Origin of the sequence: Erythrobacter tepidarius (genome assembly GCF_002155695.1) — a bacterium.
GTDB lineage: Bacteria > Pseudomonadota > Alphaproteobacteria > Sphingomonadales > Sphingomonadaceae > Erythrobacter > Erythrobacter tepidarius.
The window spans coordinates 208,078-222,030 of sequence record NZ_MUYJ01000003.1; the positions used below are offsets into that span (position 1 = coordinate 208,078).

A 13,953-nucleotide genomic window follows, 5' to 3' on the forward strand; every position below is an offset into this window, starting at 1 on the left:
GTGGCTGCCTTACCGCTCCAACAACCCCGCCAAATACCGCCCCGTAAACGACCGCTCCACCTTAACCACCTGCTCGGGCGTGCCCTCAGCCACAATCTCCCCGCCGCGCACCCCGCCCTCGGGGCCGAGGTCGATGACCCAGTCGGCAGTCTTGATCACGTCGAGGTTGTGCTCGATCACCACCACCGAATTGCCCTGCTCCACCAGCCGGTGCAGCACCTCCAAAAGCTTCCTCACATCCTCGAAATGCAGGCCGGTGGTCGGCTCGTCGAGGATATAGAGCGTCTGTCCGGTGCTGCGCCGGGCGAGTTCCTTTGCCAGCTTCACCCGCTGCGCCTCGCCGCCCGATAAAGTCGTCGCCTGCTGGCCGACCTTCACATAGCCGAGGCCCACCTCGTTGAGCATCCGCATCTTCTCGCGGATCGCAGGCACGGCCTTGAAGAAGGCCTCGGCGTCCTCGATCGTCATGTCGAGCACGTCGGCGATCGAGTGGCCCTTGAACTTCACCTCGAGCGTTTCGCGGTTGTAGCGCTTGCCGTGGCACTCCTCGCAGGTGACGTAGACATCGGGGAGGAAGTGCATCTCGATCTTGATGAGGCCGTCGCCCTGGCATTTCTCGCAGCGGCCACCCTTGACGTTGAAGGAGAAGCGCCCCGGCTTGTAACCGCGCGCTTGGGCTTCGGGCAGGCCCGCGAACCAGTCGCGGATCTGGGTGAAGGCGCCGGTGTAGGTCGCCGGGTTGGAGCGCGGGGTGCGGCCGATCGGCGACTGGTCGATCTCGATCACCTTGTCGCAATATTCGAGGCCGGTGATCGCATCATGCGCCCCAGCGATCACCCGCGCGCCGTTGAGCACCCGTGCGGCGCCCGCCTGCAAGGTGTCGATGATGAGCGAGGACTTGCCGCTTCCGGATACCCCGGTGATGCAGGTGAAGGTGCCGAGCGGAATGCGTGCGTCCACGCCCTTGAGATTGTTGGCGCGGGCGTTCTTGATCTCGATGAAGTGCCCGTTGCCTTTGCGACGCTGTTTGGGGATTTCGATCCGGCGCTTGCCGGTGAGGTAGTCCGCGGTGAGCGAGCCCTTGGCCTTGACAATCTCCTCGAGGCTTCCCTGCGCCACCACCTCGCCGCCGTGCACCCCTGCGCCTGGGCCGAGATCGACGATGTGATCCGCGGCGCGGATCGCATCCTCGTCGTGCTCGACCACGATCACCGTGTTACCGAGATCGCGCAGGCGCTTCAATGTCGCGAGCAACCGGTCGTTGTCGCGCTGGTGGAGGCCGATGCTGGGTTCATCGAGGACGTAGAGCACGCCTGAAAGCCCGCTGCCGATCTGGCTGGCGAGGCGGATGCGCTGGCTCTCCCCGCCACTGAGGGTGCCGGAGGTCCGGTCGAGGTTGAGGTAATCGAGCCCGACATTGTCGAGAAAGCCCAGCCGTTCGTTGATCTCTTTCAGGATCGCCTTGGCGATCTGCGACTGCTGCGGGGTGAGCTGCGCATCGAGCCCCAGGAACCACGCCTTGGCATCGGCGACGCTCATCCGCACCGGGGTGGCGATGTCGACGCCGGCAACCTTCACGCTCAGCGCCTTCTCGTTCAGCCGCTTGCCGCCGCAGGTCTCGCAGGGCTGCGCGGTCTGATATTTCGCCAGCTCCTCGCGCATCCACGCGCTTTCGGTCTGGAGCATCCGGCGGTTGAGATTGCCGATCACCCCTTCGAACGGCTTGTGGACGGTGTATTCGCGGCGCCCGTCCTTGAAGGTCAGCGGCACCGGCAAGCCGCCCGTGCCGTAGAGAATGATGTGCTTCTGGTCGGTTTCGAGGTCCTTCCAGGGGGTGGCGAGATCAAAGCCGTAGGCCTTGGCGAGGCTGGCGAGCACCTGCATGTAATAGGGCGAAGGCGGGTTGGACTTGGCCCAGGGCACCACCGCGCCCTGTTTCAGGGACAGCGCCTCGTTGGGCACCACCAGCTGCGGATCGAACAGCATCTTCTCGCCGATCCCGTCGCAGGCCGGGCAGGCACCTTGCGGGGCGTTGAAGGAAAACAGGCGCGGTTCGATCTCCTCGATGGTGAAGCCGCTGACCGGGCAGGCGAATTTCTCGGAAAAGACGATGCGGTTGGGGGGCAGGCCTGCCCCTTTCATCGCCCCGCCCTGCGCTTCGGCCTCGCGCCCCGGCACCACGCCGTCGGCGAGATCGACATAGGCCAGCCCCTCGGCGAGCTTCAGCGCGGTCTCGAAGCTTTCGGCAAGGCGGGTCTGGAGCCCGTCCTTCACCGCGAAACGATCGATCACCACCTCGATATCGTGCTTGAACTTCTTGTCGAGCGCCGGGGCCTCCTCGATGGGGTAGATCTCCCCGTCGATCCGCACCCGGGCAAAGCCCTGGCGCTGCCATTCGGCCAGCTCCTTCCTGTATTCGCCCTTGCGCCCGCGCACGACCGGCGCGAGCAGGTAGAGGCGCGTGCCCTCGGGCAGGGCCATCACCCGATCGACCATCTGGCTCACTGTCTGGGCGGTGATCGGCAGGCCCGTTGCGGGCGAATGCGGCACCCCTACCCGCGCCCAGAGCAGGCGCATGTAATCATAGATCTCGGTGACGGTGGCAACCGTCGAGCGCGGGTTGCGGCTGGTGGTCTTCTGCTCGATACTGATCGCCGGGGACAGCCCGTCGATATGCTCGACATCGGGCTTGTGCATCATCTCGAGAAACTGGCGCGCATAGGCCGAAAGGCTCTCGACATAGCGGCGCTGGCCCTCGGCATAGATGGTGTCGAAGGCAAGGCTCGACTTGCCGCTGCCCGAAAGCCCGGTGATGACGATCAGCTTGTCGCGCGGCAGATCGATGTCGATGCCCTTGAGATTGTGCTCGCGCGCACCGCGCACGGAAATGGTGGTGAGGCTCATGAGGGAGGTCTGTTCCGCAAATGTTCGCTGATGTAAAGGGCGACGCGCCAGGGTTATCCGCAGAGGGACGGGATGTGGAAGGGCAACGGACGAACCGCGCCGGGGTTTCCTGACTAAAGCGTCTGCGCCAGCGGGAGGCTCAGCCCTGCCTGCCGCGCGATCATGCCGACCCATTCGCCGACCTTGGCGATCTCGTCCTCGGTCACCCTGCTGCGGGTGGCCTCGGCATCGCGGGCGGCCTTGGCGGCGTAGTCCTCGCCGGTCTTGGCGTCGGCGGCGAATAGCGGCCCGCTGGCGATCGCGGCAATCCGTTCCGGGGCAATGGCCTGTCCGGCGAAGCGATAGACCGCCGCCAGCGTCGCGCCCGGATCGCGTCCGAAGGCATCGCCGTCGAGCACGCGCACCCGTTCCCCGAATTGCTCGACCAGCATGGCGAGGAAACGCTGGTTGAGGAACCATGCAAGAGCGGTCGCCTGAAGATCGGTCATCAGGAACTGCTCGCGGGCGTTCATGCCGAAATCCATGCCCGCATAGGCCATCAATTCGAGATAGAGTTCCCGACCCCAGCGCCGCCCCAACATCCCCTTGCGCACCACCGCCGCGAGAAAGGAGGGAAGCGGATTGCTCATCAGCACCGCGCGGGCCTGCGGCACAGCACGCAGCAACCCGGGCGCCAGCCTGTTGGCGTGGTTGGTGGGCTTGATGAACACCGCCTCGCCCGCGCTCCATGGCCGGGCGAGCAGGGCTGCGACCGACGCCAGAGCGCCCTGCCCCGCCGCTCCTGCCGCGGCAAGACTGGCGATGATCCCCGGCTCCGACAGGCCGGTGCTGATGCCCGGCTGTTCAAGCACGCGCACGAGCAAGGTGGAGCGGCAGAAGGCGGTGTGGAAGATGAACGTAACCGGAGCCGAAGGCGCAGGCACAGCGCTGGCCAGCGCAGCCAGCGGCGCCTCGGCGGTTTCATGGCTGCTCTCGCGCGCGATGTCGGCGAGGAAAGCCGTGGCGGCGAGCCGCGCGCGCGGCAGTTTCACGAAAGTCAGGCTCTGACGCGCGGGATCGAAGCCATGCGGCAGCCAGTGCGGATCGGCGGCAAGAACAGCGGGGGGCACCATGGCGCCGGCTGTAAAGCGCCCCGCGGCCTTTGCCTAGCGGCGGGTGACCGCGCAGGACGCGCAGCCGCCGCTTTCAAAGTCCCGGTCCAGCGTCCAGGGCGCGATGGATGGCAAAAGTATCATCTTTCCTTGTCATGGGCTTGAGCCGGATTTTTCGCTGCCCTACAGAAAATTCGAAGTCGTCAGAAGCGCAAACCTCTGGCACTTTTGCCTTCTTTCTCGTCCGTTTCGGCCGGGTCCCTCGAGGGTCGCAACCTGGCTTCATGACGGAAGAAGACGGATCGGGACGCGCCGTTCTTGCCGGCCGCACGCAAGGCCCCGCGGCGCGCCCCGGTCCACCCCTGCGGTTTTTTGCCGGGCCTATTCACCGAGCTCCAGCGCCCTTGCCCCCGCCTCGCCGAGCCAGCGCGCGCGCACGCCCCAGACCTTGGCGATCACCTCCGGCGCTAGCGCTTGGGCCGGCAGGCCATCGGCCACCAGCCTCCCGGAATCGAGCACGAGCACACGGTGCGCGTGGTTCATCGCGAGGGCAAGATTATGGAGCACCACGACCACCCCTTGCCCGCCTTGTGCGCAGGCCGTGAGATGGGCAATCAGGCCGAACTGGTGCGCCAGATCGAGCGCGGCCAGCGGCTCGTCGGCAAGGATCCAGCGCGGGGTTCCGGCCAGCACCCGGGCGAGCAGCACCCGCGCCCGCTCGCCGCCCGACAGCTGGCTGACGGGGCGGCCGCGCAGCGTTTCCAAATCGAGTGCGGCAAGCGCGGCCTCGACCTCGGCGGTGCCCCGGTCGCGCCAAGGCAGGCGACCGAGCGCGACGAGGCTCTCCACGCTCACGTCCCAGGCGATGTCGGGGCTTTGCGGGAGGTAGCCGATGGCTTGCGCGCGCGCTCGCGGGGTGAGTGCGGCGAGCGCCGCGCCGTCCAGCGTCACCGCGCCGCCCGCAGGCTCCAGCAGCCCCGCCAGCGCAAGCAGCAACGAGGACTTCCCCGCGCCGTTGGGGCCGACGATGGCGGTGATCCGCCCCGGTGCGAGCGCGACGGTGAAGTCATCCACCACCACCTGCCCGCCGCGCGTCACGGTGAGGTTCTCCGCCGCCAGCATTACAGCCGCCCCCGTCGCATCCGCACCAGCAGCCAGCCGAAGAACGGCGCGCCGATCAGCGCGAGCGCGATGCCGAGGCGCAGTTCGGTCACCAGCGGCAGGATCCGCACGATGGTGTCCGCCGCCAGCACCAAACACGCCCCCGCCAGCGCCGATGGCAGGATCAGGTGCGAAGGCAGGCGGTCGGTCAGCGGGCGCACCAGATGCGGGACGACAAGACCGACGAAGCCGATGATCCCGGCCACCGCCACCCCAGCGCCCACCGTCAGCCCGATGCCGATGATCAGCAGCACCAGCAGCCGTGCCGGATCGACCCCGAGCGAGCGCGCCGCCGTCTCGCCCAGCGTCAGCGCATCGAGGCTGCGCGCCGCCACCGCCAGCACCGCGATGCCCGCCGCCACCAGCGGCGCGGCGATCGTCACCTCGCGCCACGATCGATCGGTCAGCGCGCCATTGAGCCACAGCACGATCTCGCTGAGCGCGAAGGGACTGGGCGCGAGCGTGATCGCGAGCGCGGTGAGCGCGCCGGCAAGGCTCGCCAGCATCAGCCCGGCAAGAGTGAACAGGGCGATGCCCGCACCCGCACCGCCGCCCGCGTCGGATGATGTGCGCCCCGCGATCAGCGCCAGAAAAGCCATGCCCAGCCCCGCCCCGGCGAGCGCGGCGAGGGGCAGCGCCCAGCGCGCGCCCAGCCAGAAGCTGGCGACTGCGCCGAGGGCGGCCATCGGGGCGATGCCGAAGAGGCCGGGATCGGCCAGCGGATTGCGCAGATAGCCCTGCATCGCCGCGCCTGCCGCCCCCAGCCCCGCGCCGATCACCACCGCCAGCACCGCACGCGGAGCACGCAATTCGGCAAGGATCAGCGCGGCATTGGCCGGGCCATTGCTGGCAAAGGGATCGATCCACACTCGCCCGGCGAGCAGCGAGAGCGGGAACAGCACCACGAGCAAAGCGGCGAAGATCAGGCTGGCGCGGTTCACCGCCGCAGCTCCGCCCGCAACTGGTCGAGCCGCTTGCCCAGCGCGATCACGGTCGGCCCGCCGCAGAACAGGTAATTGGGCGCCAGCGGCACCACCTGCGTGCGCGCGAGCTGATGCAGCACCGGGTGGCGCTGACCGGCGCTGTCGCCGGCCACCAGCAGCAAGGCGGGCGGGCGGGCAAGCACGGTTTCGAGCGCGACATGATCGCCCTGGCCGAAACCCATGGCCGCCGCATGGCTGACAAAGCCCTTGGCGCGCAGCAGTTCGGCCACCAGCGTCGCCTCGCCGGCGACGATCTCGCCCGGCTGCCAGAGCAGGGTATCGACCGGATCGCCGGGCGCAACCGGCGCGGCGGCACGCGCCATCGCGGCCACCAGCGCCTCGCCCTCATCCACCGCACCCGCCAGCTGCGCCACCTCGCGCACCTGGGCGATGCTCTCGGCAAGGCTGGCAGGGCTGCCAAAGGCCTCAACCCTCAGTCCTGCGCGCTCGAGCGCGGTTCGGGTGGGCTGCGGCAGGAAGCTGGAGGCAAGGACAAGATCGGGCGCGAGGGCGATGATCTCCTCCGCTGTTCCCCCGGTAACGGGATAGCGCGCCGCGACAGCGGGTGGGATCGAACTGCTGCCCGGATCGCGGCTGTAATGCGACAGGGCAAGCACCTGATCGGGCGGTGTCACCGCGACGAGGATCGCATCGAGGCAAGGGTTGAGACTGACGATGCGCGGCCTGTGCGCCGCACCCTCCGATGCCACCGGAGCACAGCCGCCCGCAAGCAGGATGGCCGCCAGCAAGGCCAGCCCGCGACCCATTGCCCCAAGCCTGTTCCGATCGCGCACCATGTCCAGCGCCCGCGATAGGGCCGGCTCTGCCCTCACGCAAGGCAGTCACGCCCGGACTGGTCTGTGTCCCCAATCGGGACGCACGGGCCGGGGGCGCTCGCCGCGGGCGTGCAGGCGCGCTAGGACAATTGCGAGCTCATGTCGCCGTCCCGTCGCCCGCACGCGCTGATCGCCTCGTTCGCCGCCATCTTGCCGGCCCGCTTGGGCTGGTGGCGGCCGCTCGCGGTGCTGGCTGGCGCGCTGGCCGTGCCCGCGCTGGCCGCGCCGGGCAACCTGCTGGCCCTGCCCGGCCCTGCTGCTGAAAGCACCGCCGCGCTCGCCACACGCAAGGCCGCCGAAGCCGCGCTGCCGTTCGAGCGGCCGGGGATGAGCTTTCCCGGTTCGGCCTATTTCTACATGGCAGACCCTGCCGGCACTGCGCTGGTTGCCCTGCCCGAGGCCGATCCGCTCAGCGTGAGCGCGGAGGACGGGCGCGAGCTTGGCGCGTTGATCGATGTCGGCGCACCGGCGCGGCCGTTCTTTTCCGCCAGGGTCGGCCTTGCCCACGCCCGCGCGGCGGAGTGCCTCGCACAGGCAATCTGGTATGAGGCCGCGAGCGAGAGCGAAGCCGGCCAACGCGCGGTGGCGCAGGTGGTGCTCAATCGTGTGACCCACCCCGCGTGGCCCAATTCCGTGTGCGGCGTGGTCTATCAGGGGTCCGAGCGGCGCACCGGCTGCCAGTTCACCTTCACCTGCGACGGCAGCCTTGCGCGGCGGCCAGGCGGCGCCAGCTGGGCGCGGGCGCAGCGGATCGCCAACGAGGCGCTGTCGGGGAGCGTCTATGCCCCCGTCGGCCATGCGACCCATTACCACGCGCTGTGGGTCAATCCCCCCTGGGCGGGCACGCTCGATCACATCGGCACGATCGGTGCGCACCGCTTCTACCGTCTGCGCGGCAGGGCGGGCGATAAGAGCGCCTTTGCCATGGCCTATGCCGGGCTGGAGAAGGGCCCTGCGCTCCCGGTGGTGGCGGCGCCTGCGCTACCGCGCGCCGATGCCGCGGCCCCGCGCCCGCTGATTGCCCATGATCTCGATCCGGCTCCGGCCCTTCCCCGCAACGAGGCCAAGCCCGCTGCGGCCCCGGCTCTACCGGCCGTCCTTGCCAACGAGGCCTATGGCGGCGCAGGCAGGGTAAGGGCCGAATATGCCCGCGCCGGGCAATGGAAGGTCCGCCCCGACACGGCTGCGGCTCCGGGTGAATAGGCCGCTGCGCAACCACCCGAAATCACGGTTAAGCGGCCCGAAACCTTGTTTCGGCACCAAGAGTTCAGGCGCATTCGGCTAACTGGCTGCATCAGCCATAAGCATGCGCCGCCCATTGGCGGACAGCCCGTACCAGCAGGAATGCACCTTCATGTCGATCCGTCTCGCCCCTGCCCATGACCCTGCCCGCATTGCCGGACGGCACGCAGGCGGACGGGGGCTGATGACGCGGGTCAAGGTGATGGCGGCCAACGACAATGCTGGGGCCGGGACTGCCGAGCCAGCAGGTGTCTTCGATCCGGTGCTGATCGCGGCTCTGCAGCACTTCGCGCGCCACGGACTCGATTCGGCACGGATCGCCCATGCCGAAGCGGCGCGCGCAGGGCGCGAGGGCAATGCGCCGCGCGCCGCCGAGTGGATTGCGATCACCGCGATGTTCGACCGCCGCCTTGCCGCTACGGCACGCCGCGAACTGAGCCCGGCCTGATCGCCCGCGCTTGCGCCGGGGCGTGGCCCTGATGCGTTGGCCTGCACGGCTTAATGCAATTGCGAACTGTTTGCAAAGATAGTTGACCAATCCATCCTTTTGGCGGTTGCAAACCCTTGGCGAGAAGCCTACCGCCACGCTTGTAACGGGTGCCCAGCCGCATGGGACGGGAGGCAGGCACCAGCGCCACCTGCCTTTGGGCGCGCCCTCGCAACTTCGTCCCGACGGATCAAGGGAAGGAAGTCCTACAATATGGCCCGCAAGAAGATCGCCCTCGTCGGCGCCGGCAATATCGGCGGCACGCTCGCCCACCTCGCCGCCACCAAGGGTCTTGGCGACATCGTGCTGTTCGACGTGGTCGAAGGCGTGCCGCAGGGCAAGGCGCTGGATCTCAGCCAGTGCGGCCCGATCGAAGGCTTCGATGCTTCGATCTCCGGCTCGAACGACTATGCCGATATCGCCGGCAGCGACGTGGTGATCGTCACCGCGGGCGTGGCGCGCAAGCCCGGCATGAGCCGCGATGACCTGCTCGGCATCAACCTCAAGGTGATGAAGGCGGTCGGCGAAGGCATCAAGAACAACTGCCCCGATGCCTTCGTGATCTGCATCACCAACCCGCTCGACGCGATGGTCTGGGCGCTGCGCGAATTTTCGGGCCTGCCCGCGAACAAGGTCGTCGGGATGGCTGGCGTCTTGGACTCGGCGCGCTTTGCCACCTTCCTCGCTTGGGAGTTCGGCGTTTCGGTGAAGGACGTGAACGCCTTCGTGCTGGGCGGCCACGGCGACACCATGGTGCCGGTGCTGTCTTACTCGACCATCAACGGCATCCCCGTGAAGGATATGGCCAAGATCAAGGGCATTTCCGAAGAGCGCCTTGACGCCATCGTCAAGCGCACCCGTTCGGGCGGTGGCGAGATTGTAGCGCTGCTCGGCACCGGCTCGGCCTATTATGCCCCCGCCACCAGCGCGATCGCGATGGCCGAAGCCTACCTCTACGACCAGAAGCGCATCCTGCCCTGCGCGGTGCAGGTTTCCGGCCAGTACGGCGTCGACGGGCTTTACGTGGGCGTGCCGGTGGTGATCGGCGCGGGCGGCGCGGAAGAGGTGATCGAGATCGACCTTACCGAGGAGGAAAAGGCCAACTTCCAGGTCAGCGTCGATGCGGTCAAGGAACTGCTCGAGGCGTGCAAGGCGCTGGATGGCTCGCTCGCGTGATGCAAGTTCTGGCCTTCGGGCTGCTTGGAGCCTTCTGCCTCTGCCAGATTTTGCCTCTGGTTTTGGCGTTCAAAGGCCATGCAGCCTGGTGGCTTGTCGGGCAGGTCGGGTTCGGCCTGTCGAAGCTGGCGCTGGCGTCGATCGCGTATGACGGACGCGGCAGCTGGGTTTTGTTGGTCGCAACCGGCTTCTCGCTTATGGCGGCCACGGCTTTATCGGTGTTGCTGGCCTTGGCTGGCTTTCATCTTCCTCTGCGCAAGGCGCGTCAGGTTCAATAAAGGGAAAGCTGAATGAGCATCCTCGTAAACAAAGACACCAAGGTCATCACCCAAGGCATGACCGGCAACACCGGCACCTTCCACACCCAGGCCGCGCTCGATTACGGGACGCAGATGGTCGCGGGCGTGACGCCGGGCAAGGGCGGCACCACCCATATCGGCGTCCCCCAGTTCGACACCGTGCGCGAGGCCAAGGCCGCGACCGGCGCGACCGCCTCGTGCATCTACGTTCCCCCGCCCTTCGCTGCCGATGCGATCTGCGAGGCGATCGATGCCGAGATCGAGCTGATCATCTGCATCACCGAGGGCATCCCGGTGCTCGACATGGTCCGCGTCAAGCGTGCGCTTTCGGGTTCCAAGTCGCGCCTCATTGGCCCCAACTGCCCCGGCGTGCTGACACCCAATGAATGCAAGATCGGCATCATGCCGGCCAACATCTTCAAGAAGGGCAGCGTCGGTATCGTCAGCCGCTCGGGCACGCTCACCTATGAAGCCGTGCACCAGACCACCATGGCGGGCCTCGGCCAGTCGACCGCGGTCGGCATCGGCGGCGATCCGGTCAACGGCACCAACTTCATCGACGTGCTCGACCTGTTCCTCGACGATCCGGAAACCGAGTCCATCATCATGATCGGCGAAATCGGGGGCAGTGCGGAAGAAGAAGCCGCCGCCTTCATCAAGGCCGAACGCGCCAAGGGCCGCAGCAAGCCGATGGTCGGCTTCATCGCCGGACGCACCGCCCCTCCGGGCCGCCGCATGGGCCACGCCGGCGCGATCGTCTCGGGCGGTCAGGGCGGCGCGGAAGACAAGATCGCGGCGATGGAAGATGCGGGCATCCGCGTCAGCCCCTCGCCTTCGCTGCTCGGCGAGACGCTGGCCGCGATGCTGAAAGAAGACGCCTGAGTTGACCACGAGCGCCCCGGCGTTCCGAGCGCCGGGGGGTTCATCCTTCCCCCAATTGCTTCCTCCTCCCCAGGAGTTCCCCGATGGGCAACGAACCGACCAACTTCCTCCCCGCCTTCACCGATCAGGAAGGTCCGCAGCCCGGCCCCTCATGGGCCAGGCGCGGCTGGCTCGACACGCTGGCAGACAGCGCCTCCGATCTCGTCGCGGCGATGGATCCCACCGAGATGAAGCTGGCGGTGACCAAGGCGGCCAAGGATGCCGGCAAGGCGGCCGATCCCCAGACGATTGAACGGGCCGCCAGGCTCTCGATCGCGGCGATGACGCTGGTGCGCCTCTACCGCGTCCGCGGACACATGGCGGCCGATCTCGATCCGCTCGGCCTGTCCAACCGCGAAGGCCCGGCAGACCTGACGCTTGAATGGCACGGTCTTGCGGGCAAGGAGAACGAGGAGGTCTATGTCGGCGGCGTGCTCGGCATGGAGTGGACCACGGTGGGCAAGCTCCACCAGCGCCTGCGCGAAGTTTACTGCGGCAAGGTCGGCCTCGAATACATGCACATCGCCGACACGGAGGAACGCCGCTTCCTCCAGGACAAGTTCGAAAAGCCCGGCGAAACGATCCAGTTCACCCCGGAAGGCAAGAAGGCGATCCTCGCCGCAGTGCTGCGCGGCGAGCAATACGAGGAATTTCTCGCCAAGAAATATGTCGGCACCAAGCGTTTCGGCCTGGATGGCGGGGAATCGATGATCCCCGCGCTCGAAGCCGTGATCAAGCACGGCGGCAGCGCGGGTGTGCGTGAAATCATCTACGGCATGGCCCATCGCGGGCGCCTTAATGTGCTCGCCAACGTGATGGGCAAGCCCTACCGCGTGATCTTCCACGAATTCTCTGGCGGCTCGGCCAACCCCGATGATGTCGGCGGATCGGGCGACGTGAAGTATCACCTCGGCACCTCCACCGACCGCGAATTCGACGGCATCTCGGTCCACATGAGCCTCGTGCCCAATCCCTCGCATCTGGAGGCGGTCAACCCCGTGGTGCTCGGCAAGACCCGCGCGCAGCAGGCGATCCGCGACGATCTGAAGACCAAGACGCAGGTGCTTCCCGTGCTGATCCACGGCGACGCCGCCTTCGCCGGCCAAGGCGTGGTGTGGGAAAGCCTCTCGCTTTCGGGCGTGCCGGGCTACGATACCGGCGGCTGCGTCCATTTCATCATCAACAACCAGATCGGCTTTACCACCTCGCCCAAGTTCGCCCGCTCCTCGCCCTATCCATCGGATGTGGCCAAGGGCGTGATGGCCCCGATCCTCCACGTCAACGGGGACGATCCCGAAGCGGTGACCTTCGCCTGCAAGCTCGCGGTCGAATATCGCCAGACCTTCCACCGCGATGTCGTGATCGACATGTGGTGCTACCGCCGCTTCGGCCACAACGAGGGTGACGAGCCGAAGTTCACCCAGCCGCTGATGTATGACAAGATCCGCGAGCACCCCAAGGTCAGCGTCTCTTACGAAGCGCGGCTGGTGCGTGAAGGCGTGGTCGAACCCGGCACCCGCGAGAAGATCGCCGCCGAATTCACCGCCCTGCTCGAAGAGGAATTCGAGGCGGGCAAGAGCTACAAGCCCAACGAGGCCGACTGGTTCGGCGGACGCTGGGCCGGGCTCAACAAGCCCGCCGATCCGGAGACCGCGCGCCGCTCGGTCGAGACAGAGATCGAGCCGAAGATGTTCGACTCGCTGGGTCGGGTGTTGACCGAAGTCCCCGCCGATCTCGAGATCCACAAGACGCTCGAGCGCGTGCTCGCGGCCAAGCGCGAAATGTTCGCCACCGGCGAAGGCTTCGACTGGGCGACCGCCGAGGCGCTCGCTTTCGGCAGCCTGGTGATGCAAGGCTATGGGGTGCGTCTCTCAGGGCAGGACTCCGGACGCGGCACCTTCAGCCAGCGCCATGCGGTGTGGGTCGACCAGAAGACGGAACGCAAATACGTGCCGCTCTCCACCCTGCCCCACGGCAAGTTCGAGGTCCACGATTCCACCCTGTCCGAATATGGCGTGCTCGGCTTCGAATATGGTTTTGCCATGGCCGATCCCAAATGCCTGGTGCTGTGGGAAGGCCAGTTCGGCGACTTCGCCAACGGCGCACAGATCATGATCGACCAGTTCGTCGCCTCGGGCGAGAGCAAGTGGCTGCGCGCCAACGGCCTCGTGATGCTGCTGCCGCACGGCTACGAGGGCCAGGGGCCGGAGCATTCCTCAGCGCGTCTGGAGCGGTTCCTGCAACTGTGCGCCGACGACAACATGTGCGTTTGCAACGTCACCGTGCCGGCCAACTATTTCCACCTGCTGCGCCGCCAGATGCTTCGCAGCTTCCGCAAGCCGCTCATCATCATGAGCCCCAAGTCGCTGCTGCGCCACCCGCTCGCCAAAAGCAGCAAGGCCGATTTCCTCGGTGACCGGCAGTTCCGCCGCATCATGTCCGACACCAAGGACATAGCCGACGAGAAGATCCGCAGTCTCGTGCTGTGCTCGGGCAAGGTTGCTTATGATCTGATCGAGGCGCGCGATGCGGCGGGCATCGAGGACGTATCGATCGTGCGGATCGAGCAGCTCTTCCCCTTTCCCGGCGATCCGCTGACGGTGCGGCTCAAGCGCATGACCGGTCTCAAGGAAGTGGTGTGGTGCCAGGAAGAGCCGCGCAACAATGGTGCATGGTTCTTCGTCAACGAGCGGATCGAGCAGGCGCTTGCTGCCGCCGGACATGCGGGGATGCGTCCGCGCTATGCCGGTCGCGATGCGGCCGCCTCGCCGGCGACCGGTCTGGTCAGCCGCCACAAGGCCCAGCAGGAAGCGCTCATCGCCGAGGCGCTGGGGCTGTAACCTCGCGCCATCC

At 67.2% G+C, this 13,953-nt stretch carries 11 protein-coding genes; 6 read left to right on the top strand and 5 right to left on the bottom strand.

Going from position 1 to position 13,953, the window contains the following annotated elements; genetic code table 11:
- Nucleotides 1-9: 9 nt before the first annotated feature.
- From uvrA to BZF61_RS04035, 5 genes are all read right to left on the bottom strand, one after another.
- Nucleotides 10-2,904: an excinuclease ABC subunit UvrA gene (gene uvrA / locus BZF61_RS04015; protein WP_086617357.1), complete on the bottom strand. Its 2,895-nt coding sequence runs from the start codon at nucleotides 2,902-2,904 to the stop codon at nucleotides 10-12.
- A 113-nt stretch (nucleotides 2,905-3,017) separates the two neighbouring features.
- Nucleotides 3,018-4,016 carry a hypothetical protein gene (locus BZF61_RS04020; protein ID WP_086617358.1) on the bottom strand — a complete coding sequence of 333 codons (999 nt, stop codon included), beginning with the start codon at nucleotides 4,014-4,016 and terminating at the stop codon, nucleotides 3,018-3,020.
- Between the two features lie 360 nt (nucleotides 4,017-4,376).
- Entirely contained in the window at nucleotides 4,377-5,117 is a 741-nt protein-coding gene (locus BZF61_RS04025; RefSeq protein WP_086617359.1) for an ABC transporter ATP-binding protein, read from the bottom strand.
- Nucleotides 5,117-6,097, bottom strand: coding sequence for a FecCD family ABC transporter permease (locus BZF61_RS04030; RefSeq protein ID WP_086617360.1), 981 nt, complete (start codon nucleotides 6,095-6,097; stop codon nucleotides 5,117-5,119). The genes BZF61_RS04025 and BZF61_RS04030 overlap by 1 nt, the downstream gene beginning before the upstream one ends.
- Complete coding sequence (locus BZF61_RS04035; protein WP_086617361.1) at nucleotides 6,094-6,906, bottom strand: ABC transporter substrate-binding protein; 813 nt, start codon at nucleotides 6,904-6,906, stop codon at nucleotides 6,094-6,096. Before BZF61_RS04035 ends, BZF61_RS04030 begins: the two co-directional genes overlap by 4 nt.
- 168 nt (nucleotides 6,907-7,074) lie before the next feature.
- Between BZF61_RS04035 and BZF61_RS04040 the strand changes: the two genes are divergently transcribed.
- The 6 genes from BZF61_RS04040 to BZF61_RS04065 all read left to right on the top strand — a co-directional run bounded on the left by BZF61_RS04040 (nucleotide 7,075) and on the right by BZF61_RS04065 (nucleotide 13,940).
- Nucleotides 7,075-8,178, top strand: a complete 1,104-nt coding sequence (locus BZF61_RS04040; RefSeq protein WP_086617362.1) for a cell wall hydrolase — start codon at nucleotides 7,075-7,077, stop codon at nucleotides 8,176-8,178.
- Between the two features lie 151 nt (nucleotides 8,179-8,329).
- Nucleotides 8,330-8,665, top strand: a complete 336-nt coding sequence (locus BZF61_RS04045; protein ID WP_143736897.1) for a hypothetical protein — start codon at nucleotides 8,330-8,332, stop codon at nucleotides 8,663-8,665.
- Between the two features lie 252 nt (nucleotides 8,666-8,917).
- Entirely contained in the window at nucleotides 8,918-9,880 is a 963-nt protein-coding gene (gene mdh, locus BZF61_RS04050; protein ID WP_086617364.1) for a malate dehydrogenase, read from the top strand.
- Nucleotides 9,877-10,158 (top strand): hypothetical protein, encoded by a 282-nt coding sequence (locus BZF61_RS04055; protein WP_143736899.1) that lies wholly within the window; start codon nucleotides 9,877-9,879, stop codon nucleotides 10,156-10,158. Before mdh ends, BZF61_RS04055 begins: the two co-directional genes overlap by 4 nt.
- Before the next feature lie 12 nt (nucleotides 10,159-10,170).
- Nucleotides 10,171-11,061, top strand: a complete 891-nt coding sequence (sucD, locus tag BZF61_RS04060; protein ID WP_086617366.1) for a succinate--CoA ligase subunit alpha — start codon at nucleotides 10,171-10,173, stop codon at nucleotides 11,059-11,061.
- Between the two features lie 83 nt (nucleotides 11,062-11,144).
- Nucleotides 11,145-13,940 carry a 2-oxoglutarate dehydrogenase E1 component gene (locus BZF61_RS04065; RefSeq protein ID WP_086617367.1) on the top strand — a complete coding sequence of 932 codons (2,796 nt, stop codon included), beginning with the start codon at nucleotides 11,145-11,147 and terminating at the stop codon, nucleotides 13,938-13,940.
- Nucleotides 13,941-13,953: the final 13 nt, after the last annotated feature.

What these genes read in the sequence shown, in the direction of transcription:
- mdh (WP_086617364.1), top strand. Translation starts at nt 8,918, where the DNA reads ATGGCCCGCAAGAAGATCGCCCTCGTCGGCGCCGGCAATATCGGCGGC.
- sucD (WP_086617366.1), top strand. Translation starts at nt 10,171, where the DNA reads ATGAGCATCCTCGTAAACAAAGACACCAAGGTCATCACCCAAGGCATG.
- BZF61_RS04065 (WP_086617367.1), top strand. Translation starts at nt 11,145, where the DNA reads ATGGGCAACGAACCGACCAACTTCCTCCCCGCCTTCACCGATCAGGAA.
- BZF61_RS04045 (WP_143736897.1), top strand. Translation starts at nt 8,330, where the DNA reads ATGTCGATCCGTCTCGCCCCTGCCCATGACCCTGCCCGCATTGCCGGA.
- BZF61_RS04035 (WP_086617361.1), bottom strand. Translation starts at nt 6,906, where the DNA reads ATGGGTCGCGGGCTGGCCTTGCTGGCGGCCATCCTGCTTGCGGGCGGC.
- BZF61_RS04020 (WP_086617358.1), bottom strand. Translation starts at nt 4,016, where the DNA reads ATGGTGCCCCCCGCTGTTCTTGCCGCCGATCCGCACTGGCTGCCGCAT.
- BZF61_RS04025 (WP_086617359.1), bottom strand. Translation starts at nt 5,117, where the DNA reads ATGCTGGCGGCGGAGAACCTCACCGTGACGCGCGGCGGGCAGGTGGTG.
- uvrA (WP_086617357.1), bottom strand. Translation starts at nt 2,904, where the DNA reads ATGAGCCTCACCACCATTTCCGTGCGCGGTGCGCGCGAGCACAATCTC.
- BZF61_RS04040 (WP_086617362.1), top strand. Translation starts at nt 7,075, where the DNA reads ATGTCGCCGTCCCGTCGCCCGCACGCGCTGATCGCCTCGTTCGCCGCC.